This window comes from Actinoallomurus sp. CA-142502 (assembly GCF_050936355.1).
GTDB classification, from domain to species: domain Bacteria; phylum Actinomycetota; class Actinomycetes; order Streptosporangiales; family Streptosporangiaceae; genus Actinoallomurus; species Actinoallomurus iriomotensis.
Map to the genome: position 1 here is coordinate 5,677,267 of NZ_JBNJMY010000001.1, position 16,835 is coordinate 5,694,101.

Below are 16,835 nucleotides of genomic sequence, written 5' to 3' on the forward strand. Positions count from 1 at the left end.
CCGGCTCAGACCTGCGGCACCGCCGCCGATCAGCACGGCGTCCACGGTCTCGCTCGCGTACACGGCAGTGGTGGCAGCCATGGCCGTGCCCCCTTCGCTCGTGCTCGGACCCCGGTGGTGTCGGGCTTGTGCACGACGCTAACCGCGTCTTGCGACAGGGGCATACAGTGTTGCGCATGACGCAAGATGATGGCGAGCTGGACAGCCTCGTACGCAAACGCATCCGTGCTCTGCGGGTGGCACAGGGCTGGTCGCTCGAGGAACTGGCCACCCGCGCCAGGGTCAGCCAGTCCACGCTCTCCCGCATCGAGAACGGCCGGCGCCGCCTCGCACTGGACCAGCTGGTCACCCTCGCACGCGCCCTGGACACCTCCCTGGACCAGCTGGTGGAGACCGCCTCCGACGACGTCATCATCAGCCCGATGATCGACGGCGCGCACGGGCTGATGCGCTGGCCCATCAGGAGCGACCCCGGCCTGAGCGTCGTGCGTCAGCGGATGACCGAGCCACCCCCGGACAACCCCGCACGCATGCGCGCCCACCCGGGCCACGAATGGCTCGTCGTCCTGTCCGGCACCGCGGTCCTCCTCCTGGGCCACCGGCGCTTTCGTGTCGAGACCAACCAGGCCGCGGAGTTCCCCACGATGCTGCCGCACGCCATCGGCGCGGACGGCGGCCCCTGCGAGATCCTGGGCATCTTCGACCGCGACGCCCGCCGCGGCCACCAGCGCGCCGCCGGCGAACGCGAATCAGAGGGCTCCTCCACGTGACCGCCCGCCCCGCCGAGGAGGACGTTTTGCGCGTCCGGCATCCCGTACGGCCATCTCCTTGCGGATCCGGGAAGCGATCGCGTCATCCGCGCGTCATCGCCTTAGCGTGAGGTCATGACCCACGTGCATCCGCGCATCTCCCCTGACGGCCACCAGCACGACACCGACGGCCAGGCGGAGATCCTCGACCTGGACGCGGAGGTCCTGGCCGAGCACACCCTCGCCATCACCCAGTGGCTGCCCGTCCGGAAATCTCCCCGCCAGATCGTGGATCTGGGGTGCGGCACGGGGGCGGGCACCTTCGCGCTCCTCGAGCGTTTCCCCGAAGCCCACGTCACGGCGGTCGACGCCTCATCCGGGCACCTGCAGCGCCTGCGGGAGAAGGCGCGCGCCCGAGGCGTTGAGGAGCGGGTACGTACCGTGCAGGCCGATCTCGACGAGCCCGACTGGCCCGATCTCGGCACGCCGGACCTGGTGTGGGCGTCGGCCTCGATGCACCACATGGCCCATCCCGACCGCGCCCTGCGCATCGTTCACGACCTGCTCGCCCCGGGCGGCCTTTTCGCGGTGGTGGAGCTGTCCGGCTTCCCCCGCTTCCTCCCCGAAGACGCCCCAGCGGACCGGCCCGGCCTGGAGGAGCGCTGCCATGAGGCGAGCGACCGCTTCCACGCCGAACACGTCCCCCACCGCGGCGCCGACTGGGGGCCGAAGCTGGCCGAGGCCGGCTTCACCGTCGAGGGTGAGCGCACCATCACCGTGAACATCGAAAGCCCCCACGGCGAGGCCGTCGGCGCCTACGCCCTCGGCAGCCTGCAGCGCATGCGCCGCAGCGTCGCCGACGCCCTCTCGACCGAGGACCTGGCCGCACTCGACCGGCTGCTCGACACCCACGGCCCGCACAGCATCCTGCGCCGCGAAGACCTGGTGGTGCGCACCGAACGCACCGTCTGGGCCGCGCGCCGTACCGACTGAACCCCGCACCACCGCAGACGCACGCCCGGCGCGCTCGCGCCGCTCGGCCGCATCCGCCCCGGGCGGCGGTGGGTTCGTCTCGCGGGCCGGGTTCGGCGACCGCCTTGGGTAGCGGCCAGGCCGGTGCGGGCCTGGCCGCGTTCGGCGATCAAGCGCTCGGTGTCCTGCTGCGCGGCTTGGACGTCGCGTTCGCCCGTACGGCTGTGAAGGCTTCCGTCGGCGCTCGTCACGCGAGTGAATGATAAGAGTCATTCTCATCTACTCTCCTCAGCACGGCATTGTTAAGTTTCGCTTTTCTCCTTACGAGTTTCGAGTATCGATCAACAGAACCTGATAGCTTCTCGATCATGGCTGATGCCGAAGCGAACACCGAGGAACCCGCAGCCGCGCTCAGTGCCGGTGAGCCGCAGCCGGCGGACGGTGAGGGCGAGGGACCCGCTCCGTACGGGCGGTGTCAGGTCTGCCGGGTTCCGCTTCCGGAGCCGGTCCGACGCGCCGACGGCCGGTACAAGGGCGGACGGCGGCGTCTCTACTGCCCGCCGCCCAAGGACTGCAAGGAACGGGCGCAGTCCATGCGTGAGGCGCGGGTCGCCGAGGCGCTCGGTGATCCGCTGCGGATGGTGACGGCCGTGGCGGAGGAGGCCGTTCCCGTGATGGCCGAGGTCCAGGCGATGCTGGCCAGGGCGATCGAGGGGTTCGCGGCGATCACCGACGTCACCAGCGTCCAGGTCGCCGAGGTGAAGGCCGACGCCGAGGCGGCCCGGCAGGAGGCCGAAGCGGCACGTCGTCAGGCGGACCAGGCCGAGGACCGGGCGTCTCAGGCGGCCGCCCGTGGCGAGCAGGACCGCAGGGCCCGCGCCGAGGCCGAGGCGCAGACCGCTCAGGCCCGGGCCGAGGCGGCCGAGACCAGGCAGCGGGCCGCCGAGACCGTCGCCGCGCATCAGCAGGCCAGCGAACACGCCGAGCGCGCCGCCACGCTCGCGCGCCAGGCCGAGCAGTCCCTGGCCGCACGCCTGGAAGCGGCCACCGAACGGCTGGAGGAGGAACGGCGCGACCGGGAGCGCCTCGCCGCCGAACTCGCGCACTGCCGGGCCGACCTCGCCGCGGCACAGGCCGAACTCACCGCGGCGCACGCCGCGACCGAGACCGCCCGAGCCGACGCACGCGCCGCCAGGCAGCGGGCCGAGACCGCCGAACAGCAGGCGGCGGAGGCACAGCGGACCGCCGCGGCGAATGCCGCGGTCGGCGACCGCGCCGAGCGGTCCGTACGGGAACTCACCCAGAAGCTGGAGGACCAGCGGCGCGAGACCGAACAGGCGCGCGCCGACCTGTACCGGGTGACGGCCGAGGTCGACGGGCTCCGCCACGATCGCGGCGCGGCCCGGGCCGAGGCCGACCGGCAGCGCGAACGCGCCGCTCAGGCAGAGGCGCACCTGCAGGCCGCGCGTGAGGAACTGGCGGCCCGCGACCGGCCGCCGGAAGGCGCCCCGCCGGAGGGACCGGACGTCACGTGACCGGCACCGGCGTACTCGGCGGGGATCGATGAGCGAGCCGAACACCGGCTGGACGGAGCACACCGTCGTACGGGACGGCGTCCGGCTGGTCGCGCGTGACCACGGAGGCGCCGGGCGTCCCGTCCTGTTCCTGCACGGGCTCGCCGGGTACGGCGGCGAATGGGACGCCACGGTCGCCGGGATGCGCGACCGGCACCGAGTGGTGACCCTCGACCAGCGCGGGCACGGTGCCAGCGAACGCCGTCCGCTCGACGGCGACATGTCCCGGTCGGCGTACGTGGCGGACGTCATCGAGATCATCACCGCGCTGCGTCTGGAGAAGGTCGCCCTGGCCGGGCAGTCCCTCGGCGGGAACACCGCGATGCTGGTCGCCGCCGCCCGCCCCGACCTCGTACGGGCGCTGGTGATGGTCGAGGCGGGTGCCCGGGGCGTCGACCCGCGCGAAGTGGACCGGATCGGCGCCTGGCTCGCCGGCTGGCCCGTGCCGTTCGCCTCGCTCGACGCCGCGGCGCAGTTCTTCGGCGGCGGCCCGGCCGGAGCGGGCTGGGCCGCCGGGCTGGAGCTACGGGGCGACGGCTGGTGGCCCCGGTTCGAGGCCGGGCTGATGGTGCGGTCCCTGGCCGGCCTGGTCCGCCCGTCCTTCTGGCCCGAGTGGCGGCGGGTGGCCTGTCCGGCGCTCGTCGTCCTCGGTCAGTCCGGCATCATCTCCCCCGACGAGCAGCGCGAGATGGCTCTGGCGCGGCCGGACACCGTGATGGTGGCCGTCCCGCGCGCCGGGCACGACGTCCACCTCGACGCCCCCGAAGCGCTGCGGGTCGTGCTCGCCGGGTTCCTCGACCGAGAGCGGTGAGTCAGCGGCGGGTGCGGGCGAGGACGAGCAGCACCACCACGCACAGCGCGGCGGTGACGCCCGCGAAGTACCGTACGGCGGCGAGAAGCCCGACGGCGGTGGCGAGGAACCCGACGCCGACGACCGGTACGCCGACGCCGAGGTAGAGCACCACGTAGAAGCTGGACAGCACGTCGGCCTGGCGGCCGGGAGGAGCCGCCTGGTTCACCGCGGTGAGGCCGCCGAGGAACACCAGGCCCTGACCGAGACCGGCGAACACGGTCGCGACGAGCAGCAGCGCCAGTGAGGACACGGTGCCGGCGACGGCGAGCAGCACCAGCCCCGCGGCGAGCAGCGGAAGTCCGGCCGACTCCAGCCGTCGCGCCGCCCGGCCGTAGCCGGTGAGCTGGGCGAGCGCGGAGCAGGCCAGCATCAGTGCCACGGCCGCACCGCCCAGCAGGAGGTTTCCGCTGCCGGAGAGCGCGGCGACATACGGCGGCACGAGGGTGAGGAACAGCCCGATCACGGCGAAGGCCAGGAGGCTCGCCGTCCCGCTGGTCGCGAACACCGTCCGCATCGAGGCGGGGATCTGCGGCCGGCGCGGAACCCAGCGGGCGTGGGTGCGCCTCGCCGGCAGCGTGGCGATCGCCGCCCAGGCCGGCGCGAGCAACACGAGCTCCACCGCGAACGGCAGCACGTGCGGCGCCGGCGCGTACTGGGCGAGCAGCCCGGCCAGCACCGGCCCGAGTCCGAGCCCGCCGGCGGTGGCCACGGTGGCCACCAGGGCCGCCCGGCGGCGGTCTCCCCCGGGTTCGAGTTCGGTCAGCGTCGCGGTCAGCGGACCCGAGGCCGCGCCGAGCGCGGCACCCTGCAGGATCCGGGCCGCGAACAGCCATGCCGTGCCTTCCGCCAGCGCGAACACCAGCGAGCCGAGGGCGGCCAGGGCCACCGCCGGCACCAGTACGGCCCGGCGCCCCACCGCGTCCGACAGCGGGCCCGCCACGAGCAGTGAGGGGATCAGGACGGCCGCGTACGCGGCGAAGATCAGCGTGACGACCAGCGACGAGAAGCCGAACTCCACCGCGTAGCCGCGGTAGAGCGGCGTCGGCAGGTTCGTGCCGGTCAGCAGGATCAGCAGCGCGTAGGCGACGGCCCAGAACCGCCATCGCCCGGGCCGGGGGTCCGGGTCCGGCGAGCGGTGGTCGCGCCCGGGCGTACGGCGCGCGGCGGTGAGGTGGAACGGCATTCGCGACTCCCATCATGTTCGGGAATCGCGAACATAGCAGATGTTCGGGTTCGCCGAACATGGCGGCTATGCTGGATGCCATGGCCAGCCGGACCGCGACCGAACTCCTGCATCCCGACCGTGCCCAGCTGCGGTTCACCACCGTGCTGGCGGCTCTCGGCGACCCCGTCCGGCTGGCGATCGTGGCCCGGCTCGCCGACGTCGAACCGGACGGCGAGCTCGCGTGCACGACGTTCGCGCTGCCGGTCAGCAAGTCCACGCAGAGCGGCCACTTCAAGACCCTGCGCGAGGCCGGCGTGATCCGCCAGCGGGACGAGGGCACACGCCGGCTCAACCGGCTCCGCCGCCACGACCTCGACGCCCGGTTCCCCGGCCTGCTCGACCTCGCCATCCCCCAGGGGCGGCAGGTCATCGCCGGCTGGTGACCGACCGGCACCGCGCCGGGATTAGGCTGCGAACGACCGGCTGAGTCACCACGGGGGATCCGCCTTGCCCGAGCAACGAGAGCTGCGCGCCGACTGCGCGAACTGTTTCGCGCTGTGCTGCGTCGCACCGGCGTTCGCGGCGTCGGTGGACTTCGCGATCGACAAGGACGCCGGACGGCCCTGCCCGAACCTGCGCGCCGACTTCCGCTGCGGCATCCACGCGGACCTGCGGGACAAGGGCTTTCGTGGCTGCACCGTCTACGACTGCTTCGGCGCGGGCCAGCAGGTCTCCCAGCACACCTTCGGCGGCCGCGACTGGCGCGCCGACCCGGACACCGCGCGGCGGATGTTCGCGGTCTTCCCGATCATGCGGGACCTGCACGAGCTGCTGTGGTACCTGACCGAGGCGCTGGCACTGCCCCCGGCGCGTCCGCTGGCCGACCGGCTCGGCCGTACGCGCCGGGAGATCGAGCGTCTCGCCGAGGGCGACCCCGACGACCTGCTGAAGATCGACGTCGACGCGTGGCGGCGCGAGGCCAACGCGCTGCTGTCGCGCGCCAGTGAGCTGGCCCGCGCCGGGACGCCCGGACGCGACCACCGCGGCGCCGACCTGATGGGCCGGAACCTCAGCGGACGCGACCTGCGCGGCGCGAACCTGCGCGGCGCCCTGCTCATCGGCGCGAACCTGAAGGACGCCGACCTGGCGGGCGCCGACCTCACCGGAGCCGACCTGCGCGACGCCGACGTACGCGGCGCCGATCTCGGCACGAGCCTGTTCCTCACCCAGGCCCAGCTGGACGCCGCGAAGGGCGACGCCGGCACGCGCCTGCCGGCCACCCGGGTACGCCCCGCGCACTGGCCCGGCGCCCGCGTCCCCTAGACGAGTGATTCCCGGGGGTGCGTCACGCGCCGGAGGCGGGGGTAGCCGATGGCGGGCTTCTTCTGAGAGGAGAAATTTCTCCTGTCAGAAGAACCCCTTGAGAGGAACACCCGCCTCCCGCCCGGTCCGGCACCCCCGGCCCGCCCCCACCACTGGCACCCTCGGAATCACTCATCTAGTCGGCGACGGCCTTGGCCAGATACTCCGCCTGTGCGGCCAGTTCGCGCTCGGCGACCGTCAGCGGGAACGACAGGAACCCGTGGGGGGCCTCGGCGATCACTTCCAGCGCCGTCTCGTTGCCCGCCGCGCGCCAGCGCGACTCCATGAACAGCGTGTCGTCCAGCAGCGGGTCGCGCGTGCCGACCACGAAACGGGCCGGCGGCAGGCCGCTCAGGTCCGCGTACAGCGGGGAGACGTCCGGGGCCCGGCGCGCCTCGGCGTCGGTGCCCGGCAGGAACTGGTCGTAGAACCAGGCCATGACCGGCGTGGACAGGGCGAGGTTCAGCTCGCCCCACAGCCGCTGGCTGGGCGTCATCGACAGGTCGAAGGCCCCGAACGTGAGCTGGGCCGCGCGGAATCCCCGCCCGCCGAGACGCAGGAGGGTGACCGCGGCCAGGTGCGCGCCGGCCGATTCGCCGCCGACCGTCAGCCGGTCGGTGCCGAACTCGTTCTGGGCGTTGGCGACCAGCCAGCGCGCCGCGTCCTCGCAGTCGTCCGGGGCGGCCGGGTAGGGGTGCTCCGGCGCGAGCCGGTAGTCGACGCTGACCACGGCCACCTCGGCCGCCTGGGCGAGCCGCCACAGCAGGGCGTCCTGGTCGGAGGCCGAGCCGAACGTCCAGCCTCCGCCGTGGATGTGCAGGTGAACGCCGCGGACGACCGGCGGGACGAACACGCGCAGCGGGATCCGCCCGGCGCGGCCGGGGATCGCGCGGTCCCGGCCCACGTCCAGGCGCACGGGGACCGGGAAGGGGCCCTCGCCGCGGGCGCGCGCCGCACGCGACGCCACGGGGTCGTTCACCTCGTAGTGCGCCGGGAGAGCCGCGAGGGTCTCGGCCAGGGTCTGGTTGAACGCGCGGGTCTCCTCGGCGACGTCCGCGCCGGTCGTGATCAGCATCGTCCCAGCGTGCCGCAGCCCGGCGCGGCCGCGAAAGCCCCAGATCGGCGAAAAACACCTCGCGCTCGGGACGGGCCGGTCACTACGATCGACCGGTGCTGTCTCCGGAGCTCCCGATCAAGACCGAGCGGCTGCTGCTGCGGCGCTACACCGACGACGACCTCGCCGATCTCGCGGCCATCCAGTCCCGCCCCGACGTGACCCGCTACCTGTACTGGGGCCCGCGGGACCTGACCCAGGCGCGCGGATCGCTCGCCATGAAGATCGCCGCGTCCGCGCTGCGCGAGGAGGGCGACAACCTGACGCTCGCCGTGGAGCTGCCCGAGACCGGGAAGATGATCGGCGATGTCCAGCTCTTCTGGATCAGCGAGGCCCACCGGCAGGGCGAGATCGGCTACATCTTCCACCCCGACTACGGCGGGCACGGTTACGCCACCGAGGCCGCCGAGGTGATCCTGCGCCTGGCCTTCGAAGAGCTCGGCCTGCACCGCGTCACCGGCCGCCTCGACGCCCGCAACACCGCCTCCGCCCGCGTGCTCGAACGCCTCGGCATGCGCCGCGAGGCCCACCTGGTGCAGAACGAGCGGGTCAAGGGCGAATGGGTGGACGAGGTGGTGTACGCGATACTCGAGGACGAGTGGCGCGCCCGCCACACCGTCACGACCGGCCCTCGCTGACGCTCCGCTCGAAGTCCAGCAGCCGCCGCTTGCGCTCCAGCCCGCCGCCGTAGCCGGTCAGGTCGCCGTTCGAACCCACGACCCGGTGGCAGGGCACGATGATGCTGATCGGGTTGTGGCCGTTGGCGAAGCCGACGGCGCGTGCGGCGGCAGGCCGGCCGAGCCGGTCGGCGAGCTGCCCGTACGACACCGTCTGCCCGTACGGGATCGCCTGCAGCGCCTCCCAGACCTGCCGCTGGAACGGCGTGCCGGCCGGGGCGAGGGGCAGGTCGAAGCGGGTGCGCGTCCCGGCGAAGTACTCCTCCAGCTGCCGTGCCGCCTCGGTGAAGGGCACGTCGTCCCGGTCGCCGAAGGTCTCGGGCTCGGGCCGGTACCGCTGCCGGTCCATGTACACGCCGGTGAGGGCGCCGTCGGCGCCGACGAGTGTGAGCGGACCGATGGGACTGTCCACGACGGTGTGGGGCATGGTGTGATCCTGATCGGGTCGAAGGGGTTCAGGCGGGGATCCGGTTGATGACGTGGTCGCCGGTGGCCCACAGGTGCTGCACCGCGTACGCGCGCCAGGGCCGCCACGCCGCGGAGTGGCGGATCAGCGCCGCCGGGGTGCCGGGCAGGCCGAGGTGCCGGGCGGCGGCGCGTACGCCCAGGTCGGTGGCGGTGAAGGCGTCCGGGTCGCCGAGCGCCCGCATCGCGATCGTCTCGATCGTCCAGGGGCCCAGGCCGGGCAGGTCGCCCAGCCGCACGCGCGCCTCGGCCCAGTCGCTGCCGGGCCCCAGGTCGATCTCGCCCGCGGCGAGCGCCGCCGCCAGGGTCGTCAGCGTCACGCGGCGCGCCCGGGGGAAGGCCAGCGTGGCCGGGTCGATCTCCGCCAGGGCCTCGGAGGCGGGGAACAGATGGGTCAGTCCGCCCTCGGTGTCGGTCACCGGGTCGCCGAGCGCGCCGACCAGCCGGCCCGCGTGCGTACGGGCCGCGGCGGTGGACACCTGCTGGCCGATCACGGCGCGGACGGCGAACTCCGCGCCGTCCGCGGTGCGCGGCACCCGCCTCCCGGGGCTCTTGTCCACGTACGGCGCCAGCACCGGGTCGCGGCGCAGCAGATCGTCCACGGCGACGGGATCGGCGTCCAGATCGAGCATCCAGCGGCACCTGCTGATCGCGTTGGCCAGGTCGCGCAGGTCGGTGAGGGCCAGCCTGCAGGTGACGTGTTCCGGGCCCGGCCGCAGCGAGACGATGCCGTGGCCGTGCGGGAGCCGCAGGGTGCGCCGGTACGCCCCGTCGCGCCACTCCTCGACGCCGGGAACGGCGGTCGCGGCCAGGTGACCGAACAGGTTGTCGGGGCACAGCGGCGCACGGTACGGCAGCCGGAGCGTGATCGTGCCGGAGGCCTGGGCGGGCCGGCCGCGGCCGACGCGGTGGCGCAGCTCGGTGGGCGAGAGCGCGAAGACCTCTCGCACCGTGTCGTTGAACGTACGGATGCTGGCGAACCCGGCCGCGAACGCGATGTCGCTCATCGGCAGCGTGCTCGTCTCGATCAGGAGCCGCGCGGTCTGGGCGCGCTGGGCACGGGCGAGCGCCAGCGGACCGGCGCCCAGCTCGGCGTTCAGCTGACGCTCGATCTGCCGGGTGCTGTAGCCCAGGTGAGCGGCCAGGCCCGGCACGCCCTCACGGTCGATGACACCGTCGGCGATCAGCCGCATCGCGCGGCCCACGAGGTCGGCGCGCTCGTTCCACTGCGGTGAGCCGGGGCTGGCGTCGGGCCGGCACCGCTTGCACGCGCGGAACCCGGCCTGCTGGGCCGCCGCGGCACTGGGGTAGAACCGCATGTTCTCCGCCTTGGGCGGCACCACCGGGCAGCTCGGCCGGCAGTAGATCCCCGTGGTCAGCACCGCGGTGAAGAACCATCCGTCGAACCGCGCGTCCTTGGACCGCACCGCGCGTACGCAGCGTTCCACGTCCTCATGCATGTGCCCCAGCATCGTCTCTGCCCACCGGCCTACGCTAGCGAGAATCCGACATCAAGGTGCGATGCCGCGAAGGCCCGGCGAGTACCACCGCTGACCCGAAGGTCAGGCGTAGGCGGTCGTGATGATCTCCAGCCCTCGATCGTCGTCCGCGGGTTCGCGCATCTGGTTCGTCACGTACGCCACCGCCATACGCGCGTCGGGATCGACCATGACGATCGAGCCGCCCCAGCCGGCCCACCCATGGGTGCCGCCGAACAGTCCGTAGCCCAGGCCGTAGCGGACCGGCATGCCCAGGATGCGGTCCACGCCGTTGAACTGCTCCTCCCTCGCACGGTCGCAGCCCGCCCGCGACAGCAGTCGCAGGTCGCGCACCGCTCCTCCGCAGGCCATCACCGACTGTACGAGGGCGACCGAGCGGGCGTTGCCGAATCCGCTGGCCGCGGGGATCTGCGCCCGGCGCCAGGCGATGCTGCTGCCGTCACGGACCCGTATGGTCGTGCCGGCGGCGGGGAGTGCGCTGCCGCCGGGCGCGCCGGCGGCGTAGTCCTCGTCCCACGATGGCGGCGGAACCGTGAGCGCCACCCGGTGGTCGTGCTCGGCGGGCAGCCCGATGTGGAAGTCGGCGCCCAGCGGCCGGGCCACCTCCTCGGCGAAGAAGCCGCCGACGGTCCGGCCGGTGATCCGACGCACGACCTCGCCCACGAGAAACCCCTGGGTGAGCGAGTGGTACCCGGCCGCGCTGCCCGGTTCCCACTGCGGGGCCTGGGCGGCCAGACGGGCGGTGGCGGACGGCCAGGCATAGAGATCCTCGACCGGCCCGTCCCAGTCGGGCAGGCCCGCGGTGTGCGCGAGCAGGTGCCGGACCAGCACCTTCTCCTTGCCCGCCACGGCGAACTCCCGCCAGTATCGGCCGACCGGTGCGGCCAGGTCGAGTTCGCCGCGGTCGGCCAGGACCAGCGCGCACAGCGCCGTCATCGTCTTGGTGACCGACCAGACATTCGTGATCGTGTCCCGCTGCCACGGGACGGTGCGGTCCGCGTCGGCGTACCCGCCCCAAACGTCCACCACGGGCTCGCCGTCCACGAAGACCGCGACCGAGGCGCCCGCGTCTCCCTCGTCCAGCAGCCGGGCCAGCGCCCGGGGCACCGCGGTGAACCGTTCATCGTATGAGCCCTGAATGGAGGCCATGCGTTGTATTCAGCGCGCATCGCCCCCTCAGAGGCAACCGGATTTTCCGGCCAGAGCCCATGAAACGGCGTTCGCGGTCTCACCCGGGAAGGGAACGCCGTTCACGCCGGCGACCACCGGTAGGAGATCCCCTACGCGTCGAACGCAGGGGATCTCCTACCGGTGCGTGCGTTGCGCGGCGGTTGTGGCATGCTCCCGATCATGTTCAACCGGCTGATCGCGGGCATTCTGGCACCCGCCATCGTCCTCGCCGGCTTCTACCTGTGGGGCCGCTCCCACCCGTACACCGTGACGCGTTCCACCGAGATCGCCGCCTCCCCCGCCCGGGTCTGGCAGGTCCTCACCGACCTGCGCTCCTACGACCGCTGGAATCCCGAGATCACCGACGTGGACGGCCGCCTCGCCGTCGGGCGGACCCTCACCCTTCGCCTGCACTCCGGCGGCGGCGTCTCGACCGTCCGCACGACCGTACGGGCGGCCGAGGCGGGCCGTGAGCTGCGCTGGTTCAGCCGCTATCACGAGGTCGGCGGGCTGGCCGACGGCGAGCAGCGGTTCACCATCGAGGCAGCCGGTCCGGGTCGGGTGCGGTTCACCCAGGCCGAGACGTTCCGCGGCATCGCCGTGCCGTTCCTGCGCGGCAGCCTGGCCGCGAGTTGCGACCGCTTCGACGCGATGAACGCCGCGCTGAAGAAACGCGCCGAGTCACACGAGTGACGCCAGCGCCCGCGCGGTGTCGGCCGGCCGCGACAGCATCGGGTAGTGCCCCGTCGGCAGCGGCACGACCTGCGGCACGCCGTCGAAGCCGGCCATCATCGGATGCCTCGCCTCGAACATCCGCCGCACCTGCTCCTCGGTGAAGACACAGGCGATCAGCGTCTCCGGCACGGGCGTGCCGTGGGTCCGCCGCAGCGGGTCGGTGGCGGTCGCGAACGGCTGGGGCACGCTCCGTTCCCGCAGCAGCGCCAGGTCGGCCGCGCTCAGATCGGCCAGGTTGACCGGGTCCTCCGCGACGTCGGCGAACGGCGGCGGGGGCAGCCGCCAACCCTCTCCCTCCGCGGCGACCCGCTTCTCGATCGCCTCGCGCTCCTCGGGCGGGTTGGCGTCGAACTGCCGCATCCCGTCCGGCAGCGGCACCGAGTCCAGGTAGACCACCCGCGTCAGCCGCTCGGGGACCCGGTCGGCGGCCTGCGCCACCGGCAGCCCACCGCCGCTGTGCCCGACGAGGATCACCTCCCGCAGATCCCCGTACCGCAGGGTGTTGACCACGTCGAGGGTGTGGGTCTCCATGCCGACCTCGGGTGTCGCCAGGTGCGCCCGGTCACCGAGGCCGGTGAGCGTCACCTGATGCACCTCGTGCCCGGCCGCCCGCAGCCGCGCGCCGACCGTCTCCCACACCCAGCCGCCGAGCCAGAACCCCGGGACCAGTACGTATGTCGCCATCTTGCGTCCTTTCGTTCGCCTGGCCCCGAACCTAGAGTCGAATCCGGACAAGTCCGGTCCGGTATAAAGAGCAGAATCGGCCAGGGAAGGACTTCGATGTCACATCCGACGACCCGTGTGCTGACGATGCTCGAGTTGTTGCAGGCCCGCCGGGAGCTCACCGGCCGGGAGCTGGCCGACGCACTCGGCGTCGACGAGCGCACCGTGCGCCGCTACGCGCTGCGCCTGGCCGACCTGGGCATTCCGGTGGAGGCACGGCGCGGCCGGTACGGCGGCTACCGGCTGCTGCCCGGCTACAAGCTGCCGCCGCTGATGTTCACCGAGGACGAGGCGGTCGCGGTCGTGCTCGCCCTCCTCGTCGGCCGACGCCTCGGGGTCGGCACCGACGGTGCGCTGGAGAAGATCCATCGCGTCCTGCCGGCCTCGTTGCGGGACCGCGTCGCCGCGCTGCGCGAGACCCTCGGGTTCACGCTGACCCCGCGCGAGGCGACGGTGCCGGACGCGTCGGCGCTGCTGGTCCTGGCCGCCGCGGCGCGCGACCGGCGGAGAGTACGGCTGCGGTACCGCTCCTGGCGCGGCGAGGACAGCGAACGCGAGCTGGACACCTACGGCCTGGTGTTCCACTCCGGCCGCTGGTACGCCTCCGGGCTGGACCACCGGCGCGGCGAGGTCCGCACCTTCCGCGTCGACCGGGTCGCCGCGGCCGAGCCGCTGCCGGTGACGTTCGCGGACCCCGGCGAGTTCGACGTCGTCGCGCACGTGACCGGCTCGCTCGCGTCCGTCCCGTACGCGCACGAGGTCGAGGTCGTGCTGGACACGACGCTCACCGAGGCACGACGGCGGCTGCCGCCGACGATGGCGCAGCTGTCCGAGGTGCCCGAGGGTGTGCTGCTGCGGGCCCGCGCCGAACGCCTGGACGGCATGGCCCAGATGTTGGCCGGGCTGGGGTGGCCGTTCACCGTCCGCACGCCACCGGAACTGCGCGGAGCAGTACGGGAGCTGGGCGAACGCCTGCTCCGGTCGAGCTGACCACCGCACGCGCCGGTACCGGCCTTGGGGAAACGGACGGCCGGGCCGGGTGGCCCTGGCTCTGCTCCTTCAGAGGCTGTGGGCGGTGATGTCGCCGTGGGTGGTGGTGGCGTGGATGTCGAGTCCGGGGGTGCCGTCGTTTGTGAGGGCGTTGCTGACGCGGCCGTGGGTGGTGCCGGCGTCGAGGGTGGCGGAGACGCCGGCCGCGGCGGCGATGGTGATGTCGCCGAGGCGGCCGGTGGTGTGTAGTTCGGTGCTGGCGGCGGTGGCCTGGATGTGGGAGCCGGCGGGCAGGTTGATGGTCACTTCGATGGAGCCGGACGGGCTGAGGTACTGGTTCTTCGCGGGGGCCTGAATTTTCAGGACGCCGTCGGTGTACTCGGCCGTGGTCTGCTCGGCGGCTTTGACGTCGCGGTTCTTGGCGGGGTTGGCGGGTTGGATCTCGATGGTGGTGTCGGTGCGGTCGGCGGCGATCAGCTGGACCCGTCCGGCGGGGACGTTCAGGACGACGGTGATCGGGTGGGGGGTGTCGAACTTTCGCATCTCAGTCGTTGCATCACGTTGGGAGTGAACGCTATGAGTGAGGCCGTCGAGGACCCTCGAGGCGCGGCGAGGAGACCCGTGGGCGATCACGCGGTATGAGCCGGTCGCTCAGTGCGCGGAGAACCCGCCGTCCACGAAGATCGACTGGCCGGTGACGTACGCCGACGCCGCGCTCGCCAGGAACACGGCCGCGCCGGCGAAGTCGTCGGGGCGGCCGTTGCGGCCGATCAGCGTGCGGTCCGCCATCGCGGCGTGGCGCTCCGGCGGGATGTGGGTGGTCAGTGGCGTCACGACGAATCCGGGCACGAGGGCGTTGCAGCACACCCCGCGCGGCGACCACGCCTCGGCCTGGGAGCGGGTCAGCGCGACCAGGCCGCCCTTGCCGGCGCCGTAGGCGCCGCTGTTGCCGAACGCGCGGAAGGACTGCTGGGAGGCGACGTTGATGATCCGGCCGTGGCCGCGCTCGGCCATGCCCGGCCCGAACCGCTGGCCGAGCAGGAACGGGGCGTCGAGGTTGACCGCCATCGACCGGTCCCACACCGACGCGTCCAGCTCGTCCATCGGCGGCCGCAGGTTGATCCCGGCGCAGTTGACCAGGATGTCGGGTTCGCCGAAGATCCGCACGGCGTCCTCGGCCGCCCGCCGTACCTCGGTGCGCTCCCCCAGGTCGGCGATGACATGGGCGGCCCGGCCGCCGGCCGACTCCAGCGCGGTGACGGTCTCGCGCAGCGCGGGCGCGCCGCGGGCGATGAGCACGACGCTCGCGCCGGCCCGCGCCAGCGCGGTCGCGATGCCCCGGCCGATGCCCGAGCTGCCGCCCGTCACGATCGCGACCCGGCCGGTGAGCCCGAACGTCTCCTCCAAGAACCCCGTCACGGCCGGAAACGCTATCGGATCGGCGCGGCGCGGGCCGACCTCGCGCTTGGCGGCGGCGATCGCGGACATAATCCGACCTCGAGACGTCGGGACCATCTCCGGGAGGCCGTGCTGAACACCGTCGTCGCCGGGGTCGTCTCGGCCGTGGCGCTCCTGTCGGTGCTGGCGTTCGCCGTGGCACGCCCGCGGCGGCTGCCGGAGGCGGTGGCCGCGGTGCCGGCGGCCGCGCTGGTCGTGGCGATCGGCGCGGTGCCGCCCGGACGGGCGTGGACGCAGGTCCGCGAGCTGCTGCCGGTCGTGCTGTTCCTGGCCGCCGTGCTGGTGCTGGCGCAGCTGTGCGACGACGAGGGCCTGTTCACCGCCGCCGGCGACCTGATGGCGGGGACCTGCCGGGGCCGCCCCGAACGCCTGCTCGGCGGGGTCTTCGCCGTCGCCGCGCTGGTCACCGCGGTGCTCAGCCTGGACGCGACGGTCGTGCTGCTGACACCGGTGGTGTTCGCGACGGCGGCGCGGGCCGGCACCCGGCCACGGCCGCACGTGTACGCCTGCACGCATCTGGCCAACTCGGCGTCGCTGCTGCTGCCGGTGTCGAACCTGACGAACCTGCTGGCCTTCTCCGCCACCGGGCTGACCTTCGCGCGGTTCGCGGGGCTGATGGCGTTGCCGTGGCTGGCCGCGATCGCGGTGGAGTACGCGGTCTTCCGGTGGTTCTTCCGCGCGGATCTGGCGGCCTGGGCCACGCCCGCCGAGCCGGCGGGGCGACCGCGCCTGCCGGTGTTCACCCTGGTGGTGCTGGTGCTGACGCTGTGCGGGTTCGCGCTGGTCTCCCTCGCCGGGCACAACCCGGCCTGGGCGGCGCTGGCCGGGGTGCTGGTGCTGTCGGGACGGGCGCTGGCGCGGCGGCGTACGACCGTGCGGGAGCTGACCGGGGCGGCGAACCCGCTGTTCTGCCTGTTCGTGCTGGCGCTCGGAGTCGTGGTCAAGGGTGTGACCGACAACGGGCTGGGCGCCGTGGCGCGGCACGTACTGCCGGGCGGTTCGAGCCTGCCCGCGCTGCTGGCGGTCACGGCCGTCGCGGCGGTGCTCGCCAATCTGATCAACAATCTGCCCGCCGTGCTGGTGCTGGTGCCATTGCTCGCGTCGGGCGGGCCGGGCCCGGTGCTCGCGGCCCTGATCGGGGTGAACCTCGGCCCCAACCTCACCTATGTCGGTTCGCTGGCCACGCTGCTGTGGCGGCGGGTCCTGCACGAACGCGACGCCGAACCGGCCCTGGGCGACTTCACCCGGCTGGGACTGGTCGCGGTGCCCGCCACACTGGCGGCGGCGACGGTGGCACTGTGGGTGATGCTGAAGGTCTTCGGAGGATGA

At 73.3% G+C, this 16,835-nt stretch carries 18 protein-coding genes; 10 read left to right on the forward strand and 8 right to left on the reverse strand.

Annotated elements, in window-relative coordinates:
• Positions 1–176 precede the first annotated feature (176 nt).
• From ACQEV1_RS27025 to ACQEV1_RS27040, 4 genes are all read left to right on the forward strand, one after another.
• Entirely contained in the window at positions 177–770 is a 594-nt protein-coding gene (locus ACQEV1_RS27025) for a helix-turn-helix domain-containing protein (RefSeq protein ID WP_433396955.1), read from the forward strand.
• A 114-nt stretch (positions 771–884) separates the two neighbouring features.
• On the forward strand, positions 885–1,742 hold the full coding sequence (locus ACQEV1_RS27030; RefSeq protein WP_433396957.1) for a class I SAM-dependent methyltransferase: 858 nt from the start codon (positions 885–887) through the stop codon (positions 1,740–1,742).
• 347 nt (positions 1,743–2,089) lie between these two features.
• Positions 2,090–3,256 (forward strand): hypothetical protein, encoded by a 1,167-nt coding sequence (locus ACQEV1_RS27035; RefSeq protein ID WP_433396959.1) that lies wholly within the window; start codon positions 2,090–2,092, stop codon positions 3,254–3,256.
• Positions 3,257–3,284: 28 nt separating this feature from the next.
• Positions 3,285–4,106 (forward strand): alpha/beta fold hydrolase, encoded by an 822-nt coding sequence (locus tag ACQEV1_RS27040; protein ID WP_433396960.1) that lies wholly within the window; start codon positions 3,285–3,287, stop codon positions 4,104–4,106.
• Between the two features lies 1 nt (position 4,107).
• Here the strand turns inward: ACQEV1_RS27040 and ACQEV1_RS27045 are convergent, their stop codons facing one another.
• Positions 4,108–5,331 (reverse strand): MFS transporter, encoded by a 1,224-nt coding sequence (locus ACQEV1_RS27045; protein ID WP_433396962.1) that lies wholly within the window; start codon positions 5,329–5,331, stop codon positions 4,108–4,110.
• Positions 5,332–5,411: 80 nt separating this feature from the next.
• On the opposite strand from ACQEV1_RS27045, the gene ACQEV1_RS27050 reads away from it, so the two are divergent.
• Both ACQEV1_RS27050 and ACQEV1_RS27055 read left to right on the forward strand, forming a co-directional pair.
• Positions 5,412–5,756 carry an ArsR/SmtB family transcription factor gene (locus ACQEV1_RS27050; RefSeq protein ID WP_433396964.1) on the forward strand — a complete coding sequence of 115 codons (345 nt, stop codon included), beginning with the start codon at positions 5,412–5,414 and terminating at the stop codon, positions 5,754–5,756.
• Between the two features lie 64 nt (positions 5,757–5,820).
• A complete protein-coding gene (locus ACQEV1_RS27055) occupies positions 5,821–6,636 on the forward strand; it encodes a pentapeptide repeat-containing protein (RefSeq protein WP_285624113.1) in 816 nt (271 codons plus the stop codon).
• Between the two features lie 175 nt (positions 6,637–6,811).
• Here the strand turns inward: ACQEV1_RS27055 and ACQEV1_RS27060 are convergent, their stop codons facing one another.
• On the reverse strand, positions 6,812–7,750 hold the full coding sequence (locus ACQEV1_RS27060) for an alpha/beta hydrolase (protein WP_433396967.1): 939 nt from the start codon (positions 7,748–7,750) through the stop codon (positions 6,812–6,814).
• Between the two features lie 95 nt (positions 7,751–7,845).
• Between ACQEV1_RS27060 and ACQEV1_RS27065 the strand changes: the two genes are divergently transcribed.
• On the forward strand, positions 7,846–8,427 hold the full coding sequence (locus ACQEV1_RS27065) for a GNAT family N-acetyltransferase (protein WP_285624108.1): 582 nt from the start codon (positions 7,846–7,848) through the stop codon (positions 8,425–8,427).
• Here ACQEV1_RS27065 and ACQEV1_RS27070 read toward each other — a convergent pair.
• From ACQEV1_RS27070 to ACQEV1_RS27080, 3 genes are all read right to left on the reverse strand, one after another.
• On the reverse strand, positions 8,408–8,893 hold the full coding sequence (locus tag ACQEV1_RS27070) for a methylated-DNA--[protein]-cysteine S-methyltransferase (RefSeq protein ID WP_433396969.1): 486 nt from the start codon (positions 8,891–8,893) through the stop codon (positions 8,408–8,410). The genes ACQEV1_RS27065 and ACQEV1_RS27070 overlap by 20 nt on opposite strands.
• Before the next feature lie 28 nt (positions 8,894–8,921).
• A complete protein-coding gene (locus ACQEV1_RS27075; protein WP_433396971.1) occupies positions 8,922–10,391 on the reverse strand; it encodes an AlkA N-terminal domain-containing protein in 1,470 nt (489 codons plus the stop codon).
• A gap of 102 nt (positions 10,392–10,493) precedes the next feature.
• Positions 10,494–11,579 carry a serine hydrolase domain-containing protein gene (locus ACQEV1_RS27080; protein ID WP_433396973.1) on the reverse strand — a complete coding sequence of 362 codons (1,086 nt, stop codon included), beginning with the start codon at positions 11,577–11,579 and terminating at the stop codon, positions 10,494–10,496.
• Positions 11,580–11,780: 201 nt separating this feature from the next.
• Between ACQEV1_RS27080 and ACQEV1_RS27085 the strand changes: the two genes are divergently transcribed.
• Positions 11,781–12,293: an SRPBCC domain-containing protein gene (locus ACQEV1_RS27085; RefSeq protein WP_285624076.1), complete on the forward strand. Its 513-nt coding sequence runs from the start codon at positions 11,781–11,783 to the stop codon at positions 12,291–12,293.
• Here the strand turns inward: ACQEV1_RS27085 and ACQEV1_RS27090 are convergent.
• Positions 12,282–13,019, reverse strand: a complete 738-nt coding sequence (locus tag ACQEV1_RS27090) for an alpha/beta fold hydrolase (RefSeq protein WP_433396976.1) — start codon at positions 13,017–13,019, stop codon at positions 12,282–12,284. The two genes, ACQEV1_RS27085 and ACQEV1_RS27090, sit on opposite strands and share 12 nt — an antisense overlap.
• A gap of 96 nt (positions 13,020–13,115) precedes the next feature.
• Here ACQEV1_RS27090 and ACQEV1_RS27095 point away from each other — a divergent pair, with 96 nt between their 5' ends.
• Entirely contained in the window at positions 13,116–14,048 is a 933-nt protein-coding gene (locus ACQEV1_RS27095) for a helix-turn-helix transcriptional regulator (RefSeq protein ID WP_285624071.1), read from the forward strand.
• A gap of 69 nt (positions 14,049–14,117) precedes the next feature.
• On the opposite strand, the gene ACQEV1_RS27100 is transcribed toward ACQEV1_RS27095, so the two are convergent.
• Together ACQEV1_RS27100 and ACQEV1_RS27105 are read right to left on the reverse strand one after the other, a co-directional pair.
• Positions 14,118–14,591: a hypothetical protein gene (locus tag ACQEV1_RS27100; RefSeq protein WP_433396978.1), complete on the reverse strand. Its 474-nt coding sequence runs from the start codon at positions 14,589–14,591 to the stop codon at positions 14,118–14,120.
• A gap of 108 nt (positions 14,592–14,699) precedes the next feature.
• Complete coding sequence (locus tag ACQEV1_RS27105) at positions 14,700–15,536, reverse strand: SDR family NAD(P)-dependent oxidoreductase (protein WP_433396980.1); 837 nt, start codon at positions 15,534–15,536, stop codon at positions 14,700–14,702.
• A gap of 39 nt (positions 15,537–15,575) precedes the next feature.
• Between ACQEV1_RS27105 and ACQEV1_RS27110 the strand changes: the two genes are divergently transcribed.
• Positions 15,576–16,835: an SLC13 family permease gene (locus ACQEV1_RS27110; protein WP_433396982.1), complete on the forward strand. Its 1,260-nt coding sequence runs from the start codon at positions 15,576–15,578 to the stop codon at positions 16,833–16,835.